General features: G+C 70.8%; 15 protein-coding genes. 5 read left to right on the plus strand and 10 right to left on the minus strand.

The annotated features are described in order from the left end of the window. Positions 1–19: 19 nt before the first annotated feature. Positions 20–334, minus strand: a complete 315-nt coding sequence (locus tag AB0J80_RS12000; protein WP_364703774.1) for a hypothetical protein — start codon at positions 332–334, stop codon at positions 20–22. A 70-nt stretch (positions 335–404) separates the two neighbouring features. Then, a complete protein-coding gene (locus AB0J80_RS12005) occupies positions 405–1229 on the minus strand; it encodes a Bax inhibitor-1/YccA family protein (RefSeq protein ID WP_364703777.1) in 825 nt (274 codons plus the stop codon). A 404-nt stretch (positions 1230–1633) separates the two neighbouring features. On the opposite strand from AB0J80_RS12005, the gene AB0J80_RS12010 reads away from it, so the two are divergent. From AB0J80_RS12010 to AB0J80_RS12020, 3 genes are all read left to right on the plus strand, one after another. Then, on the plus strand, positions 1634–1933 hold the full coding sequence (locus tag AB0J80_RS12010; RefSeq protein WP_364704465.1) for a DUF742 domain-containing protein: 300 nt from the start codon (positions 1634–1636) through the stop codon (positions 1931–1933). A 401-nt stretch (positions 1934–2334) separates the two neighbouring features. Continuing rightward, positions 2335–3321, plus strand: coding sequence for a phage tail protein (locus tag AB0J80_RS12015; protein WP_364703780.1), 987 nt, complete (start codon positions 2335–2337; stop codon positions 3319–3321). A gap of 93 nt (positions 3322–3414) precedes the next feature. Next, positions 3415–4971, plus strand: coding sequence for a hypothetical protein (locus AB0J80_RS12020; RefSeq protein WP_364703783.1), 1557 nt, complete (start codon positions 3415–3417; stop codon positions 4969–4971). Here the strand turns inward: AB0J80_RS12020 and AB0J80_RS12025 are convergent. From AB0J80_RS12025 to AB0J80_RS12060, 8 genes are all read right to left on the minus strand, one after another. Further along, positions 4968–5570, minus strand: coding sequence for a Crp/Fnr family transcriptional regulator (locus tag AB0J80_RS12025; RefSeq protein ID WP_364703786.1), 603 nt, complete (start codon positions 5568–5570; stop codon positions 4968–4970). The genes AB0J80_RS12020 and AB0J80_RS12025 overlap by 4 nt on opposite strands. Positions 5571–5689: 119 nt before the next feature. Further along, positions 5690–6871 (minus strand): hypothetical protein, encoded by a 1182-nt coding sequence (locus tag AB0J80_RS12030; protein ID WP_364703789.1) that lies wholly within the window; start codon positions 6869–6871, stop codon positions 5690–5692. 16 nt (positions 6872–6887) lie between these two features. Next, the gene (locus AB0J80_RS12035) at positions 6888–8087 is read right to left on the minus strand and encodes a protein phosphatase 2C domain-containing protein (RefSeq protein WP_364703791.1); all 1200 of its coding nucleotides are present in this window, start codon (positions 8085–8087) and stop codon (positions 6888–6890) included. A gap of 2 nt (positions 8088–8089) precedes the next feature. Beyond that, positions 8090–8764, minus strand: coding sequence for a hypothetical protein (locus AB0J80_RS12040; protein ID WP_364703792.1), 675 nt, complete (start codon positions 8762–8764; stop codon positions 8090–8092). 64 nt (positions 8765–8828) lie between these two features. Continuing rightward, positions 8829–10565 carry a hypothetical protein gene (locus AB0J80_RS12045; protein ID WP_364703794.1) on the minus strand — a complete coding sequence of 579 codons (1737 nt, stop codon included), beginning with the start codon at positions 10563–10565 and terminating at the stop codon, positions 8829–8831. Further along, positions 10562–12835, minus strand: a complete 2274-nt coding sequence (locus tag AB0J80_RS12050; RefSeq protein WP_364703797.1) for a hypothetical protein — start codon at positions 12833–12835, stop codon at positions 10562–10564. The genes AB0J80_RS12045 and AB0J80_RS12050 overlap by 4 nt, the downstream gene beginning before the upstream one ends. Continuing rightward, positions 12832–13581 (minus strand): hypothetical protein, encoded by a 750-nt coding sequence (locus AB0J80_RS12055; protein ID WP_364703800.1) that lies wholly within the window; start codon positions 13579–13581, stop codon positions 12832–12834. The genes AB0J80_RS12050 and AB0J80_RS12055 overlap by 4 nt, the downstream gene beginning before the upstream one ends. 233 nt (positions 13582–13814) lie before the next feature. Beyond that, positions 13815–15566, minus strand: a complete 1752-nt coding sequence (locus AB0J80_RS12060) for a putative baseplate assembly protein (RefSeq protein ID WP_364703802.1) — start codon at positions 15564–15566, stop codon at positions 13815–13817. Positions 15567–15697: 131 nt separating this feature from the next. Between AB0J80_RS12060 and AB0J80_RS12065 the strand changes: the two genes are divergently transcribed. After that, on the plus strand, positions 15698–16153 hold the full coding sequence (locus AB0J80_RS12065) for a hypothetical protein (RefSeq protein WP_364703805.1): 456 nt from the start codon (positions 15698–15700) through the stop codon (positions 16151–16153). Then, positions 16150–17481 (plus strand): caspase family protein, encoded by a 1332-nt coding sequence (locus tag AB0J80_RS12070; protein ID WP_364703808.1) that lies wholly within the window; start codon positions 16150–16152, stop codon positions 17479–17481. Before AB0J80_RS12065 ends, AB0J80_RS12070 begins: the two co-directional genes overlap by 4 nt. The last annotated feature ends 31 nt before the right edge of the window (positions 17482–17512 follow it).

A 17512-nucleotide genomic window follows, 5' to 3' on the forward strand; every position in this document is an offset into this window, starting at 1 on the left:
GCGCCGGCTCCGGCGGATCTCATTTCAGGCTCTTGCGTACGGCCAGAACGTCGTCCGCGGCGGCCCAGAGCAGATCCTCGGCTGCGTCCGCGGCGAGAAGGTCGTCGGTCATGACGCGGAGCTGGTCCGGCAGGATCATGTCGTGGTCGCGGGGCACCGGCCGCGGCGTCCGGCGCTCGGCCGCCGCGGACAGGTCGGCGAGGCGCTGGACCAGGCCGAACACGAGGTCGCCGCGGGTGCCGTCGCCGGCGGACGCGGCCCAGCGGCCGGTCTCCCAGTGGCCGACCTGGGTCAGCAAGCGCTGGACCGCGACGCGGAGTTCTTCGGCAGCCACCCGGCGACCCTACCGAAAGCGAAACGCCCGGCCCGCCTGAGGCGGGCCGGGCGTCGTGTCGCCTTGATCGTCAGTCGTCGCCTTGCAGGAAGCTCAGCAGGCGCAGGATCTCGATGTAGAGCCAGATGAGGCTCACCAGGATGCCGAACGCCGCGGTCCACGAGTAGCGCTGCGGGAGGCCCATCCGGACCCCCTCCTCGACCTCGTTGAAGCTGAGGATGAAGCTGAGCGACGCCACGACGATGCACACCAGGCTGAAGACGATGCCGAGCGGGCCGTTGTCACGCAGGCCGGTGTTGACGTCGAAGAGCGCCAGCACGAAGTTGATCAGCATGACGGCGAAGAGGCCCGCCATCACCGCGATCATGCCGCGGACGAACTTCGGGGTCGCCCGGATCACCCGGGCCTTGTAGAGGAACGCCATCAGGAAGAAGACGCCGAAGGTGGCGACGACCGCCTGCAGGACGATGCCCTGATAACCGGCGATCACCTGGAAGAACTTGCTGACCAGGCCGACGAAGGCGCCCTCGACCACCGCGTACGTGACAACCAGGGCGGGGTTCGCCATCCGGCTGAACGAGATGACGAAACCGAGCACCAGGCCGACGACCGCCGCACCGATCCAGGCGGCACCCATCAGGCTGTCGGGGATCAGGTTCCAGGCCGCGACGGCGGAGACACCGGTGATGCCGAGCAGCGTCACGGTCTTGACGACGACGTCGTCGATCGTCATGGGCTGCACCGCGGGTGGGGCGGCAGGGTAGCCCGTGGCCGACGGGTACGGCTGACCGTAACCCGGCTGACCGGCGGGCGGTCCGTACGGTCCGTATCCGGCCGCGCGCTCCCGCTCGGCCGCCTGGCCGAGGCGCGAGAGCACCGGGTTCGAAGTCTTCACTGTGTCCAGCTCCCTTGAGTTGAGGCACGCAGGGTCGTGCTCTTCCAGAGTAAGTGCAGTCCCAGCTCAAAGCGGTCATAGGAAGCTGTGAACGACCTGAAAACCCCGCATGACCGGGCTATCTCGCGCACCGGACCATGCTTGTCGCACCCTCAGCGCCTTTCTGTACCGAATGCCCGGATTATTGGGGTCCGCTGGAGGAGAACCTTCGCCGAGGCATTGATCATTGTCGCTTTAGCGGCAGTCCTATGGCGACAGTCCGGCGCGGCAGTACCTGCCCCGATGAGCACCGGGGAGAGTGGGGACCGGACCCACACGTGATCCCGTACGCCGGTCCGGGCGAACCCGGACCCGCTCACCGGGCGCCCGAGGCCGACATCGACGACGTCGTCGTACGTCCGTTCATGCTCACCGGGGGCCGGACCCGGCCGCTGCAGCACGGCCTGCGAGTGGAGACCATGCTGCACGCCGCCCCGGCCGTACTGTCGGCGCCCCTGCGCTTCGAACCCCGGCGCATCGTCGAGCTGTGCCAGGCGCCGATGTCCGTCGCCGACCTGGCCGTGGGCCTCAAGCTGCCGCTCGGCGTGTTGCGGGTGACCGTCGCGGACCTGGTGACCGAGGGCTACCTGCGGATCGAGCAGCAGCTCGGCGAGCTGCCCATCGAATCGATCGAAAGGATCAGGGATCGTGTCCGGGCGCTCTAGGAAGTCCGCAGCGGTGTCTTTGCCGCCAGTGGCGGTCAAGATCGTCATCAGCGGCGGCCCCGCGAAACGGTGGCTCGACAGCCACCGTTCCACCTGGCAACAGTGGCTGCCCCGATGAGGCACGAGTCGTCAGCGTGGTGTCACCCGGGAACGAAAGACGATCCTCGACCCTGGGGATGGCACGCCCGATCCCGTTGCGGGTCCGTTGCGTGCCGCGGGCTTGACTGCGATGAGCACCGCAGTACGACTGACCGCACGCCGGACCCGCGCATGTGTGATGTCCGCCAGGTCGTAGATCTGGCCGATACGGGCCGTAACCGCGTGCGAGTAGCCGACCAGGACCACGCGTACGGGTGGTGCCGCGCACGTCCGTCCACGTCAGAATCGAGAGCATGGCAGGCATGTCGTTGCGAGCGGCCTTGGTGATAGCCGCCGGCGAGCCCGCGCCTCGCTGGGACGAGATGACCGGCACCGTGCTCCCTGACGCGTTCCGGCGGTGTGGCCTCGACTGGCCGGCGACCGAGCGCAGCCGGTCGGCCGCCGACCTGCTGATCATCGCGCACCCCGCGGCCGTCACCGGGCTGAGCCGGCGGTTCGCGCGAGAATTGGCCGCCCTGCTCCCCGATCGGGTCCGGCTGGGGCTCGGCTTGGACGTCGGTCTGTGCCATCGGGACGACTCGGGCTGGTACGGGGACGCGGTGACGTCGGCCCGGCGGATCGCCGTTCCGCCCGGCGCGGATGACCCGTTCACCGTACGTCTGGCGCTCACCGACGGAGCCCACCACCTGGCCCCGAGCGCGGACCTCACCCTGGAGGCCGATCACCGCAGCGGTCAAGCGCTGTGGGTTCAGACGGTGGCGGCCGACGCTTCCCCCTCGGAGCAGACGCTCAGCGTGGCGGCTGAGACGGCGGCTCGCACGTCGCCGGGTGCCCCGGTCCGGCTGGTCGCCGAAGCGGTCGACGCGGTCGCCGCGCCGGTGGCGTCGTTCGCGGAGCGGTTGCCGATGCTGCTGTCGCCGGACGTCGCCCCCTCCGACGTGTTGGCCTGGATGTATCAGGTGCTCGGTGTGGACAGTCCGCGCCTGCTCGACGACCGCAACGGCCGCCGGCTGGTCTCCGGGCTCGTGCGCTGCTATCGCAAGCGTGGCACGGCCCGGGGGCTGGCCGATCTGATCGAGCTCCGGTATGGCGTCGCCGCGGAGATCGTCGATCCGGGCACGGCGACGTGGTCGGCCCGCCCCGAGACGCCGGTCCGGCAGCCACCACAACCGGTTACCGTCCTGCTCGACACGGACGAGCCGCTGAACGGCCTGGACGAGGTGATTCGGTCGGCGTTGCCGGCCGGGGTCGGCTACCGGGTCTCCCGCCGCGCGGCTACGCCCGCCTGATCCCGTCACTACGCCAGATGACATGGCGACGCACCCGCGAAAGGGATACCTCCTCTACGGGTGCGGATTCCCGATGAGGAGAGTGAGGCATGCATGGGCTCGGTGACGCTGGCGAGCCTGGGCCCGCTGGGTGACGAGCTCGGCTCCGGCGGCCAGGGCACGGTGTACGCGTTGCCGCGTTCCTCGTCGCCGCCACTCGTCTACAAGGCGTACACCACTGAGGCACTGGACCAGCTGGACACGGGTGTGCTCACCGACCTGATCGCGCTGCCCGAGCGGCTGTCCGGTGCGGAACGCCAACAGCTTCTGGCGGCAGCCGCCTGGCCGCGTGACGCGGTCACCGATGGCGGCCGTGTCTGCGGGTTCACGATGGCCTTGGTGCCGAAGCGGTTCCACACCTCGATCCGGCTGATGCGCGGCGTACAGCGCAAACTCGGCCAGACCCAGTTGCTGTTGAATCCTCCCGACTATCTGGATCGGGTCGGCATCGAGATCAACGACCAGCTCCGGCTCGAACTGCTCGCCGACATCGCGCGGACGTTGCGCTTCTTCCACGGGATCGGGCTCACGGTGGGCGACCTGTCGCCGAACAACCTGCTCTACAGCCGCAGCGGCACGCCACGCTGCCACTTCATCGACTGCGATGCGATGGGCCTGCACGGCCGGACCGCGTTGCCGCAGGTGGAGACCACCGATTGGGAGGTACCGGCCGGCGGCGGGCTGGCCACCGCGACCAGCGACGCGTACAAGTTGGCGCTCTTCTGCGTGCGCCTGTTCGCCGGCGACCAGAGCACGACCGAGCCGGACGCCCTGCAACGCGCCGGCACCAGCGTGCACTCGCTGGCCGTACGCGCCCTGTCCGGAAAGACGGACGGCCTTCCCAGTCTGAGCGCCTGGGAGAGCGGGCTGCGCAAGGCCGCGATCAAGAGCGGGACCCCGCGGCCGGCTGCCGTGCCTCAGAGCACTGTCCCGCGCCCGCGCGTTGCACCTCCGAGGGCCGCTCCTCCGTTCGTCCCGACGGTGCGGCAACAGCCCGGCCTCCTGGTCCGTCTCGGGCGCCGCATGGCCGGAGTCCGGCGTCGCAGCATGGCCCGCCTGGCCGTGCTGTCTCTGATCCTCGGGTACGGCCTCACCCACACGGACGAGATCGAGTCCTGGATGCGCGAAGCGTCCGCGGCGGTCTCCGAGCTCGGCCACTCGGACGCTCAGGAGCAGGCCGACCGGGTCGCCGCATTGCTCGTCGCCTCGGTGCCGGTGCGGAACAAGGTCAAGAACGCGGTCGGCAGCCTGAAAAACTGCAAACGGGCGAAGAGCGCGGCGGCCGACCTCGGCCTGGCCTCGTCGGCCCGTCAGCGTTCGCTCACCGCGGCGCGGGCGCTGGACGTCACTGACCTGCCCGAGGGCACAGCGCTGAAGAACCAGCTGGTCTTGGCCTTCAAACACTCGAAGGCAGCGGACGACGCTTATCAGCGCTGGGGCGTGAAGATGAGCCGGCACGGCTGCGGGCGCTCGGTGCGCAACGGGCCGGACCGCCGCCTGGGCGACAAGGAGTCGAAGATGTCGAGCCGGTTCAAGCAGGAGTTCGTCAAGATTTGGGATCGGGTCGGGCCGGCGTACGGGCACCCCAAGGTCGAATACCAGGACATCTAAGCGTCGTCGGCGAACCTCGCCAGCTCGGCCGGACGGACCAACACGACGCGGCGGCGGCCGGTGAGGACCAGGTTGTCGGCGCGCCACAGGGCCAGGATGCGGGCGAGCGAGCGCTGCGAGGTGAGCACCAGCCCGGCCAGGTCCTCTTGGGACAGGGCCAGCTCGATGACCAGCTGGCCCTCGGGTTCCCGGCTGCCGTACCGGCGGCCCAGGTGCAGCAGGAGCGCGGCGAGCCGCTGCTGGGCGGACTCGGCGCCGGCCGCGGCCCGGGAGCGGTCGGCCTCACGCAACCGGGCCGACAGCGTACGCCGGATGATGGCCGCCACGTCGGGTTCCGTCCGGACGAACGGCTTGAACGAGGCGGCCGGCAACCGCAGCACCTCCACCTCGGTGATCGCGGTCAGCGTAGCCATCCGCTCGCCGCCGTCCAGGCTGGCCAGCTCGGCGACCAGCTCACCGGGGTCACGCAGACCGAGGATCGCCTGGTAGCCGTGATGGCCGATGGCCGAGACCTTGACGCAGCCCTCAAGCAGCACGAAGGCGTAGTCGGACCGGTCGTCCTCACGGACCAGCACCTCGTCGGCTCGGTAGCGCCGCATCGATCCCATCTTCAGGAGGGCCGCACGCTGGCTCTCGTGCAAGGCATACCAGAACGGCTCACGAGGGTGGCCGGTCATCATTCCCTCATGGTATGTCCGCCCGCGGGCCGCACCGGCGGTCAAAACAGCCCAACGATGTAGACGATCAAGCCAATGACGCACCCCAGGCCGAGAAGGATGACGGCAAAGCCGAGCACCATGGAGAAGACGGAATGATCGTCTTCCGGCCTTCGCTGCTGCGGAACGGCGGCCGTCGGCCTGGCGACCTTCGGCTGTGGCGGGACCGGCGCGATGTACTGGTTGGTGCCGGTAGGCACCGGGAACGTGAAGCCGCGCACCGGCGCCGTCCCGTTCGGTCTCGTCGGCTGAGGCTGAATCCACGGCGGCCGGGGCTTCGTGGGCTGGGGGCTGGTGGGCCGCGACCTCGTCGAGGGCTTCGGCGCCCGTGGCCTCGACGGCGGAAGCGGAGCGACCACGGCCTTCTGCAACGCGCCTCGCCAGTCGCCCAGCGACGGCCGGATGGTGGAGTTGACGTCGAGGCTGCGCCGGGCCATGACCGCGAGCTCGCCGGAGACCCCGGCCAGCACCGACACGTCCTGGCCCATCTGGTCCTGGGCGAAGAGCCGGGCCGCGAGCAGGCCGAACTTGTACGAGTCCGAGGCCTTGGTGGCGATCGGCTCCCGGCCGGGGCGGGGCACGTGCCACTCCGGCGTCTCCACCTGATGCAGCACGTCCTGGCCGCGCAGCCGCATGCCGTCGGCGTCGATCAGGAAGCAGGCCGGGTCGTTGAGGTCGATGAGCAGATTGTTCGGTGACATGTCGCCGACCACCACGTCGAGGCTGTGCAGCCGGGCCATGACGTCCGCGATCGACTCGAGCAGCCGCAAGCGGAGGCGGTAGTCGAGGTGGATCGACTTCCGTTTCAGGTACGCCTCGGGGTTGAGCAGGTACTGCATTGCGGCCGGCACATCGGCGCCGCCGTCGCCCCACGGCATCCGGAACCGCTCCGGGATCTGGCGCATGAGGAACCCGGTCACCCGCCCGCCGGTGCGTACCAGCGCGGCCGGCCAGGCCGTGGTCTCGCACAACCAGCGCCCGCTGCCCTCGTCCAGCTCGGGCACGAAGCCGACCATGCGGCTCAGCACGTCCGGGTCGAACGAGGTGCCCGGCAGGTATTCCTTGTAGGCCGCCGACCACGTCCTGTTTATCTTAATCTTGTCGGTGAGGTAGACGACGCCCTGGCCGCCATCGCCCACGCGGCGCAGCACGCCCAGGACATCCCGATCCACCTCGGGAGCCACGTCGGCCGGCACTGTCTCAGCCCCGGGACCGGTGCGGCCAGAGCGCGAACAGGGTCCGGTCGTCGTCCCAGGTCTCCCGCGAGAAGTCGAGGTCGTTGGCGAACTTCAGGACCGGGGGCAGCTCGTGGAACGCGTCCGCGAAGTGGTCGCCGATCATGTTGTTGCCGTCGCCCAGCGGGTCCCCGAAACCGTCCGTGCCGACCAGCAGGATCTCGCCCTGGTTGAGGAGCCCGTGCTTCACGTCCGTCGGCGGCACCCGGGGCAGCGCGACGACCGAGTTGCTGAACACCTCTTCGCCCTGGCGGAACTTGGTCGGGGTCAGGCACTGGTAGCGCCGGGCCCGGACGTTCAGGATCCACGCGCTCGAGTCGCCGGCCTGGACGAGTTCCACCCGCGGGCCGTCCGGATGGGGAAGCACCATCCCGGCCACCAGCGTGGTGGCCATCTGCTCCTCCGCCGCCTGCTTGTTGATCTCGCGCAGCCCGAGCGAGATCCGCGCCTGCTCACAGATCTGCCACGCGGCGCCCTGCAGCAGGCCGGCCCAGTCCACCCGGCCGGTCGGCGAGTCCAGCCCGGTGGTCATCGCGCTGATCGCGGCCCGGCAGGCCGACGTGGCTCCGACGTGCGACAACGGGGCGTTGCCGACACCGTCGGCGACGGCGAACAGCACCGCACCGCTCGCCTCGTGCCAGGCGACGGCGATGTCGTCCTGCCGGGGATCGCCGGAGACCCGGTGCGAGTAGCCCCGCACCGAGGCCGCCCGCACGACGAAGTCCCGGGTGGCCCACCCGTCGGCGATGTAGTCGGGACGGTAGGCGCTCGCCATCGACGGCTTCGGTGCGAAAGCCGCGGTCGGCTTGCCGACGACCGGCGGATCCCACGGGCGGCGCGGCCGGGTCTCCTGCGGTTGCGGCGCCCGGGCGGCCGGGGGGGACTCCGGCTGAGCGGCGTGCCGCTGCGGCGGAGGGGCCGATGGCATCGGCGGGCCCGGCGTCACCCGCGGCCCCGCCGGCGCTACGAAGATCTGCTCCCGTTGAGGCGGCGCCTCGCTGTCGGGCGGGCGCCCACCGCCCTGGTAGACGCTGCCGTTGGCCGGCACGTGCGGCGGATGGAGGTCGCGCTGCTGCCTTCGGGGCTCCGGGGTCGCGGCCGGCCCGGCTTTCTCGTCACCGTCGATGAACCAGTCGAGCGCGTGGCGCAGGAAGGATGCGAACATCGTCAGACCACATCGATCGCCATCTTGAAGTTCTGCGGCCGTTCCACCACGAGTTCCGGCGCCGCCGACCCGATGGTGCGGCCCGACTTCACGATGCTCTTGGTCAGCGCGGCGCAGAACTTGGCGATCTCCGCGCCCAGGTCGGCGCCGGTCGAGACGAACGCGTACTCCGGCTTGGTCGCCACGTCGAGCATGGTCTGCGCCTCCACTTTGCCGATGCCGCAGGCGATGATGTTCGGCGCCGCCTTGGTCTGGGCCTGGTCGACCAGTTGGTCGCGCACCCGACGCCAGCCGTTGCCGTCGGTCGGCTGACCGTCGCTGAGGAAGAACACGGCCGGGCGGTGCACGGTGTATCCCTGCCCCTTGAGGGACGCCACATCCGCTGGGATCCGCGCGCGAAGATCCTCGAAGACTTTCCCGTACGCGGTCCGGTCGCGCGCCATCAACTGGGGCAGCTGGTTCTCCCGCCGCAGGTCGGCCATCGCCAGCCGCAGTTGCACGTCGTCGGAGAATCCGAGGATCGTGAAACGTACCTTGGCCGCCGCCATCGGCTCGCCGAGAAGCGCGTCGTGGAGCTGAGCCAGTCCTTCGTTGAGGTTGGCGATGTAGTCGTTCATCGAGAACGACTCGTCGGCCACCATGTAAACCGGGAGCAGGTTCCCCGTGTTCTCCGCCATCTTCGCTGTCTCGCTCTCTCCGGCCTGCCGCCGGATGATGTGGGTTGCCGCCAGAAGCCGGCGGTCAGAGCGCTGACGCCACGCGGAAGTGTGGCGGCAGCTCGAACTCCAGGTCCGGGGCACCGGCCAGGATCGTCCGGCCGTACTTGACCAGGCAGCACGTCAACGCGTCCCAGTAGTCGCCGATCGCCGTGCTCACGTCGGCGTCGGCCGTCGCCACGTAGCCGAACTCGGGCTTGGTCGCGATGGCCGCGATCAGCGGGGCGGTGGCGCCGCCCACCCCGCAGGCCACGATGTTCGGCGCGTACTGGTGCGTGCCGGGGTCGGTCAGGCGCGCGTACGGCGTCTGCCACACCCCGTCGTCAGCCGGCGCCGCCGCCGCCAGCAGGAACACCAGCGGACGGCGGACGATGAGGCCCTGGGCCTTGAGCGTGCTCACGTCGGGCGCGATCCGCCCGTACAACGTCTCGAAGGCGTTGGCGTAACTCGCCACCCCGCGTGACGTCAGCCAAGGTACTGAGGTGCTCGGGTCCACCGCGGTCATCGACATCCGGGCGGCGACCTGGTCGGCGTACCCCAGAACCGAAAGCCGGATCGCCGGAGCGATGTCCGCCGCCGTGCGCAGGCCGTCGAAGAGCCGCCGCAGGCCGTCGCCGAGATCGTCCAGATAGGCCGACGCGTCGGCCGACTCGTCGACCAGGAGGTACACCGGCTGTACGCCGTCGGTGGGCGCCCACATACTGGAGGCCGGGTCCGGCTTGAGCACGACCTGCTCGCGCGGCGGCGGGCCGGCCTGAGCGGGGGGCGCCGGCGCGGCGCCGCCGATGGCCGGCAGCACGGGAGCCTGATTCCACGAGGCCGAACCCGGACCGGTGATCGCGGCCGCGGTGCCGGGCAGGCCGTACGCCCTCGCCGCACCCTCGACGAACGGTTGGAACTGCCCAGGCTGCACGACGCCGTTGTCCATCATGAATTGGATGAACTCGGTGGTGCGCTGGCTGTGAGCGTCCTGCGCCTGCAGGAGCGCCCGCTCGTGCTCCAGCAGCATCTGAGTCACCTTCTCGGTGTCCTCCGGATGGCGCATCAAATGCTCACGGGCCATATCGGCCGCGGTCAGGCCGCGCCCGCCCAAAGCCACACGCTCCTTCTCCAGCTCGGCGCGCCGGCCGTCCTGGGCCATGGCCGAAAGCTGGGCCGCCTGCTCGTGCTCCTGCACGTTGACCCGATGCTGAATGTCGTTGGTGGTCAGTGCGCGCCGGGAGTCGCGGAGTTTCCGGAGGTAGTCGGCGGTCGCGTCATCCGGCCGCAGGTGGGGCGTCACCTCGAAGATCGTGATGCCGTCGGGCAGCACGACGGGATTGAGGAACAATGAGCGGATGGCTCGTTCGGCGCCGCTCGGATCCTCGACGACGAAGTCGAAGGCCGCGCCCTCGAGGGTCCGGCCCAGGTAGTTGTAGACCACCGGAAGGGCGTCCTGGATGCCCCGCCGGACCACCTCGCACGGGTCGTGCACGCGGAAGGCGACGTCCACGCTGGCGATGAAGAAGTGGCCGTCGCGGGTCCGCAGCGGCGTGCTGGCGAGTTCCGCCTTGCGGCGGTGATCGCTCATGTCCACGTCGTAGCGCATGCGGCAGTCGGTGAAAAGGCGCTGGCCAAGGGTCATCGTACGACCGGAGAAGTAGACCAGGTCGCCGATCCCGTTCGCGTACACCGCCGCGACGCTGGGATTTCGTGCGGGCTCGGGCTTGAACCCGCGCTGCACGGTCGTCTGGGTGAGGATGAGCGGCACGGAGTTGGTCATCGGGCCCCGTTTCTCTTCGCGAGTTCGGCTTCGACTGCGTACGCGGTCAGCGGTTTGGGCTGCAGGTTGTCGTGCGCCAGCCACCTGGCGAGATGGGTGCGTACCTGCTGCTCGATCGGGTCGAAACGGCCCACCGAGCCGGGTAGCGCGGCCACCGAGCGGGCGAATGCGCTGCGCACGTGGACGTCGGCCTCGGCCAGGTCGGCCCAGCGGTCGAGCACGCGGTTCACCGAGACCTGTAGCAGGCCCGACCGCAGCACCTGGTGCCACATCTCGACCAGCCGGTGGCGCAGGTCGTCGCGCTGATCGGCGAGGAGCAGCAGCATCGGCCACGTCGTGTCGGGTGCGGCGGGATGCTCGGCGGTCAGGTTCTCGGCCAGCCAGAGGAAGACGAACGAGCCGGTCAGGGCACGCCGATCGTCGAACAGCCAGCTTCCGACGCGGTGCAGCACCCGCTTGGCGTTACCCTCCTCGTCGGCCAGGAGCAGGTCGGCCATGCTGTCGCCGATGCCGCGAGCCACCCGGCGGTCGTCGATCGTGGTGAGCCGCTCCAAGAAGTTCAGAGCCCGGTCGGGGCCGTGCTCGCCCAGGGCCACGCCCCACACCCGGGCCGCGGTGGCCTGGCCGAGCCGGTTGTTCCCGTTGCCGAGCCAGCCGGCTGCCACCGCTTCGACCAGCGGGCGCAGGTGCTTGTCGGCGGCCGGAACGCTCAGCGCGGTGGCCGCCACGTCACGCAGCCAGAACTTCTGGTGGATGCCCATCGGCGCCAAGGACAACCGGTACACGTAGTCGAAGGCCTGGGTGGCGAACACGCCCAGCGCGGTGGCGGTCCAGATGCGGACGTCCTCGGAGTAGTTCTCGGCCAGTTCGCTCAGCCAGTTCAGCAGCGGGAGTTGAATCCGGTACTCGTGCCAGACCCTGATCAGCACCGCCGACGCGTAGTCCTCCGCCTCGTACTCGATGACCTCGGCCGGCGCGTTGCCGAACGGCCCGCGCACCGTCGTCGTGCGAATCCGGGCGCGCAGCAGTCTCAGCAACTCGCCTCGGGTGGTGGTGAACGGGTCGCGCCACGGTGGCTGTAGGTCATCGCCCTCGTGCGGGCCGTCCAGACGCTCGGCCAGCAGGCCCGCGGCATGGACGACGTTCTCGTACGGCAGGCCGTTGAGCACCGCCAAGGCGATGGCCAGGCAGCGGGCCTGAACGTCGGGCAGGCCGCCGAACCAGATCTCGAAGTCCTCGGTGGCCCGCTCGGCCCAGCGGCGCTCCAGCCGCACGAGGTCCACGGTGGCACCATCGAGCTCTTGGCCGATCATCACGGCCAGGTCGGCCGCGGCCTTCATCGTCCGATCGACGGTGAACACGCGCTCAACGAACGCGAGCAGGTCCGGGTCGGCGAGCAGCCGCGTGCTCTTCCGCTCGTCGCGGAGCCGCCAGGTCACGTGGGCGGCGAGCACGGCGGACTGCTCCGGCCGGGGCAGATTGACCACGTACGACGTGATCTCCGGATCAGGTAGCGCGGCGTCGGCGGTGACCGTGAGCACGAGGCGCGCGTCGATCAACTCCAGCGTCGGCGTCAGCCGCCGCAACAGCTCGGCGATGCCCGGGCCCCAGGAGACGGGCTCGCAGAGCAGGAACCCGGCCGACCGCGGCAGCGGGTCGTCGCCCTTCGCGTCGGCCTCCAGCCAGTCCCCCAGCCGGTACAGGTCGACGCTCCGGTCGAGGTTGAAGATCCGCCGGTCGGGCGGCGACTGCAGCAGCCGGATCGCGGCGGCGACCTTGCCGTTGCCGGGCTCGGCGCGGAGCACGACAACGCGCCGGTCGTTCATCGCGCCGCGGACCTCGGCCCAGCCGTCCGGATCAACGAACGCCTTGCGGACCGGCAGGATCATCATCGGGTCGAGCGGCTTCAGCGGCGCGGGATCGGCGCCGCCCAGGGCGACGACCAGCTTGTCGCCGCCCACCATGTCGCCGGCGACCTTGACCTTGGCGTTCTCCTGGCGAAGGTGCCGCTGTCGGCCGGCCCGGCCCTCGACCTGGGACGCGTCCGGATCGGCCGAGTCGACCGTGGTCTTGACCTCGGCACCGCCCGCGCTGTCGGCCGCCACCGGCTTGTCGGGCGCCTGCGGCGTCTCCCCCTTGCCGTTGGCGGCCGGCTGGGGGTCCGACGTCGCAGGCGTGGGCGTCGCAGGCGCGGGCGTCGCCGGACCACCAGCGGCGGGATCAGCCGGCCCCGGCGCCCCGGGGGACGGCGCGGGATCGGGTGTCGTCATCGGCCGCCCCCTTTGACGACCTTCTTGTTGACCAGATCACCGCGGACGTCGATGGTGGAGTCGTTGAAGATAATGCCGCTCTGCCGGGCGCGCTTCTCGCTCTTCGGCTTCTCCGCCTCCGGCTCCGCGGCCGGTGTCACACCCGGCGGGTAGGCGTACCCGGGCACCTGGATCCAGGCCGGCTCGTCCCGCAACTCCTTGGCATCGATCGTCACCCGTTCGAAGGTCGACGAATCGACCGACCGGTAGTCGTGCCGGATCACGCCGTCGAAGACCCGGCCGGAGACGATCAGCGCCAGGTTCGCCCGCTCGGCCGCGGCCAGTGCGGCCTTGAGCTGCGGCTCGTCGACGAGCCGGGCAGTCGTGTTCACATCCGCGCCGACCCAGCCCTCGCCGTCCCACTCGGCGAGCCCGAGATGCACCGCCACCCGCAGGCGGATCCGCGCGACCGGGGCGCTGGTCCGCGCCTTCTCCCGCAGGCCGTCGTCCAGTTCGCGGACGAACCTCCCCGCCAGCCGCAGCACCGAGGCGTCCGGGTCGATCATCAGAATGCCGTCGCCGCGGTCCTCCTGGGCAATGCGGGCCGGGTCGAGGCCGGCCTCGGTCAGCGCGGTGCGGACCACCTCGTAGAGGTCGGCTCGGACCTGCCGCTGAACAGGATTGGTCCGCTTGCCGAAGCCTTCGACGTCGACGAGCGCGATCGCGACGACGGCCGGTTCGGACGTAGCGGCGGCCGGTTCGGGCATGCGGAAGCCTCCACGGGAGTAGGGCGATCTCGGATAGCCACTGTGAGCAGTACGCCCCCCCGGTGAACAGGCCATCTGGCATACAGCGCCGTGATGACGGGGAGTGCGTCGACTCAACGTAGGCCGAGGGTCCCGAGTTTGCTCTCCGCTACAAGAACATGACGGTGAGCATGATCGGATGACAAATCACTCTGTCGGGGTGCATCCGAGCGTCCCTTTTGGTTTGTGCGATGTCAGACCTGGACGATCCGCACCCGATGACCGATGGAGAGCGGCAGGGCTGTCGGGATGAGAGAGATGACCGGTTGAGCCGGACTGTGCGCACCGGTCGCCGGATCCACCGGCGACAGGGCGAGGCGCACGACCTCCCGTACGCCGTCGCTCGAGTAGAGCAACTTCTTGATCGTCGACTCGTGCACCGCCTCGCCGAACGGCCACCCCCGGCCGTCGTCGCCGCCGGTCAGCGGGTGCAGGAACGCGTACAGGGCCGCCGTGACCGCGGCCCGGACGGCGCGCTCGTCGGCGTTCTCCGCCACGGCCACCTCGGCCTCGACCTCGATGCCCTGGTAGCTGGGCGGCATCACGTGCAGCCGGCTCGCCAGCAGGCGCCGCTCGTCCAGGTAGGTGCGTACCGCCTCGAAGGTCGCGCCGGACGGCCGGAGATCCTCCAGCGACGGCCGGCTCGCATGCGCGGCCGGCGGCGAGGCCACGAGCAGCAATTGGACGGCGCCGGACGCCTGGTCGGCCACGCACCGCACCCGGGCCAGCGACGCGTCGGCCCGCATCGCGAGCTCCTCGTGGTCGGCCTCGGTGACTGCGCGATCGCCCGCCGCGAGCAGCCGGGGCGCGTGCTGCCAGAGGTCCGCCTCGGACTCGGCGTCGCTGCCACCGCGGGCCGGGTACGGGTTCTCCACGCGTACGCCCGGCAACGGAATCCCCAGCTCATGCAACGCGCCGGCCGGGACGTTGCCGGCCGATCCGCCGCCGGTCCAGTAGTCGCGGACGCGGACTAGGGCGCCCGGCGGCGGCACCGGGCCCGTCGCGCGGCTCGACCCGTCGGGGCCGGGCACGGCAGGCGGGAAGACGATCTCGCCGGCCGCGACGTCGTACCGGACGTGAAGGTCGCCGGGCCGGCTGCGCGCGAACGACTCCACCGGTTGCCAGGCCAGCCACCCGTCGTCGGTGGAGGTCTCCACCACCGGACTCCGGCCGGGCACCACGGCCGGGCTTTCGCGCAGGCGGAACCGCTGGCCGGCGGTTCCGTCGCTGACGCCGAGCGGCTCGTCGGCGACGCGCCGGGCGTGCACCGCGAGCACCACCGCTTCGACCGTGCGCACGTGCGGGTTCTCGGTCAGCCGGGCATCGGGCAGCCGCAGCCACGCGGCCTCGGCACCCATCAGCTCGTGCGGTACGTGGCCGGGCGGAACCTCCAGCCACAAGGCGTCGCCGGGGCTCTGCCGCCGCCGGCAGGGCCGCCACTCCCGGCCGTCCCAGAACTCGCCGCCGGTCGCGTCCACGCCGGTCAGCTCGATGGTGGTGCCGCCGACCGGCTCGGCGAACCCGATCCTCAGCCCGGTCGGGTCCGCGAAGGTGTGGGCCAGCCGCGGCGGGATCACCCGTACGTGATGGACGACGGTGAACGGTGCGCCGGAACCGGATGTGATCTCCGCACCCGCCGGAATCTCGACCTCGCCGGTCAGCGGGTCCTCGAACGTGACACGCACGTGTGTGACCGCGGCCCGGGGACCTCGCGGCCGCAGCCCGAGCAGCTCCAGCAGCGGCGCGTGCAGGCGTCCGGAGAGCGCGCCGAGCCGGTCGTGCAGGTGATCGACCAGCAACGCGGCCGAGGCCAGCAGGGCTTCCTCGTCCGTGCTGATCGGACGGTGGGCACCCGCGTCGGCCAGACGCCGCCGGAATTCCGCTCGGGCCTGGTCGAGAAGGTCGGGGAATCGCCGATCATCGAAGAGAGGCCGCTGGTCGGTCATCCGTTATCCACCTTTTGGAGGCCAAAATCCGGTCCGAGGGGTTCTGTCGAATCACCGACGGGACCGGAAAAGTCACTCTCAGATGATGTAAGCACGCAGGTGATGATCCGTCGACTGTGGGGTGAGGATACGTGCCCGAATCCGTCATACCGGTGGTGCTGACTCCGGAGGACGCCGCGCTGGAGTCCGGCGACTGGCAGTGGGGCGAGGAGAGCCGCCGGCTGCTGCGGCTGCTGCAGGCCAACGACCTCGACGCACGGCTGCGGCCGCTGCCGCCCGAGCCCGGGCAGAAGGGCGCGGCGACCGAGATCATCCTGGCCCTCGGCGGCTCCGGCACGGTCGGCGCGGCCACCACGATCCTGCTCCACTGGCTGAACGGGCGCAGCACCCGGCGGATCGTCCTGACCGTCGGCGAGAGTGCCGGTAAGCGGACGTTGGAGCTGGTCGGCGAGGGTATGAGCGAGGGGTCGCTGCGCGCCGCGATCGTCGCCGCCCTCGGCCCGGCGGACGGCACGGACGACTCGACCGGCGACGAGCGCACAGCGGACGGACGCACGCCGCCGGAGCTGCCGCCCGCCGGCGAATGACCGGCGCCCGGCGCTACCGCGCCCTCATCCTCGGCAACTGGCAGTTCCCTCGCGAGCCGGTCGAGCTGCCGGAGCTCATCGGGCCGCCGATCGATGTGGACCGGCTCCGCGCCGCCCTGACGGACCCGGAGTACGGCCTGCATCGCCCGGAAGACGTCATCGTGCACGAGAACCTCAAGATTTCGGAGATGGCCGCGGCGACCGAGATCTTCTTCAAGGAGGCGGATGCCGATGATCAGCTGCAGTTCTACTACTCGGGGCACGGCTGGCGGGCCGACGACGGCGAGCTGTTCCTGTGCGCCGAGGACACGATCATGCGGGCGGTGCAGAGCACCACGTTGAGCGCCGCCGCCCTGGCCCGGCACGCCCAGGAGAGTCTCGCCGCGGCAAAGATCGTCTTTCTCGACTGCTGCCATTCCGGCAACTACCGCTTCAAGGGGTCCGGCAGCGTCTTCGACGGCAAGGGTGTGGCCGCGATGACCAGCTCGCAGCCCGATCGGCTGAGCCGGGACGCGGTCGTGCCCGGCCACCCGAGCCAGTTCACCGGCCATCTGGTCGCCGGCTTGCGCGGCCAGGCCAAGGGACGGGAGGGCTTCGTCCAATTCGACGACCTCTACCGCTACGTCGACGAGCGCATGCGGGCCGAGGGCGCGACCCGGCCCACCCGCAGCAACAAGCTCATCGGCGTGGTGGCCCTGGGCCGCACGCGCGTCGTCCGGCAGCGGGTGGTGAACTCGGCCCACGCGGCCAGCCGGCTGACGGATGCCCTGCGGCAGGCCTCGGCCAACCGCGTGGCGGCGATACGGTCGCTTCGCACCCTCAGCCGGGAGGGCGGTGCCTGGGGGACGCTCGCGGCCATGCACCTCGGCGAGCTCGTCACCGCCGACGGCGACGACGCCGCCGCGGCCGAGGCATACGGCCGGGTCGTCGCGGACGGAGATCCACGATGGACCGCTGAGGCCGCCTACCGCCGGGGCCTCCGGCTCGCGGCCATGGGTGACGCCGGCGGGGCCACACAGACCTGGCGCGAGGCCGTCGAACTGGACGATCCGCGCTGGTCACCCGCCGCCGCTCGGGAGCTCGGGCGGCTGCTCGTGGCCGATCCGGCCACCCGCGTGGCCGGGCTCGGCTACTACCGCCAGGCGCTCGCTGCTCTGGACGACCCCGCCCTGGCGCTGGAGGCGGCCGACGCCCTGCGCGAGGCGGACCGGCATGACGACGCCCGCGCGCTCTACCGGCGGCTCGCCGGTCGTCGGGACCCGCCCTGGCCGGCGCTCGGCCGCGAGCGGCTGTCCAGACTGCCGCCGCCCGCGCCCGCGCACCGGTGATCGGCTCGCAGTTCACGCACTCGGAGGCTTC

This window comes from Actinoplanes sp. NPDC049548, from assembly GCF_040676695.1.
GTDB lineage: Bacteria > Actinomycetota > Actinomycetes > Mycobacteriales > Micromonosporaceae > Actinoplanes.

Bases quoted from the DNA above. Each gene is read 5' to 3' on its own strand.
- AB0J80_RS12010 (WP_364704465.1), top strand. From the start codon at position 1,634: ATGCTCACCGGGGGCCGGACCCGGCCGCTGCAGCACGGCCTGCGAGTG.
- AB0J80_RS12015 (WP_364703780.1), top strand. From the start codon at position 2,335: ATGTCGTTGCGAGCGGCCTTGGTGATAGCCGCCGGCGAGCCCGCGCCT.
- AB0J80_RS12020 (WP_364703783.1), top strand. From the start codon at position 3,415: ATGGGCTCGGTGACGCTGGCGAGCCTGGGCCCGCTGGGTGACGAGCTC.
- AB0J80_RS12025 (WP_364703786.1), bottom strand. From the start codon at position 5,570: ATGCGGCGCTACCGAGCCGACGAGGTGCTGGTCCGTGAGGACGACCGG.
- AB0J80_RS12035 (WP_364703791.1), bottom strand. From the start codon at position 8,087: ATGTTCGCATCCTTCCTGCGCCACGCGCTCGACTGGTTCATCGACGGT.
- AB0J80_RS12040 (WP_364703792.1), bottom strand. From the start codon at position 8,764: ATGGCGGAGAACACGGGGAACCTGCTCCCGGTTTACATGGTGGCCGAC.
- AB0J80_RS12045 (WP_364703794.1), bottom strand. From the start codon at position 10,565: ATGACCAACTCCGTGCCGCTCATCCTCACCCAGACGACCGTGCAGCGC.
- AB0J80_RS12050 (WP_364703797.1), bottom strand. From the start codon at position 12,835: ATGACGACACCCGATCCCGCGCCGTCCCCCGGGGCGCCGGGGCCGGCT.
- AB0J80_RS12055 (WP_364703800.1), bottom strand. From the start codon at position 13,581: ATGCCCGAACCGGCCGCCGCTACGTCCGAACCGGCCGTCGTCGCGATC.
- AB0J80_RS12060 (WP_364703802.1), bottom strand. From the start codon at position 15,566: ATGACCGACCAGCGGCCTCTCTTCGATGATCGGCGATTCCCCGACCTT.
- AB0J80_RS12070 (WP_364703808.1), top strand. From the start codon at position 16,150: ATGACCGGCGCCCGGCGCTACCGCGCCCTCATCCTCGGCAACTGGCAG.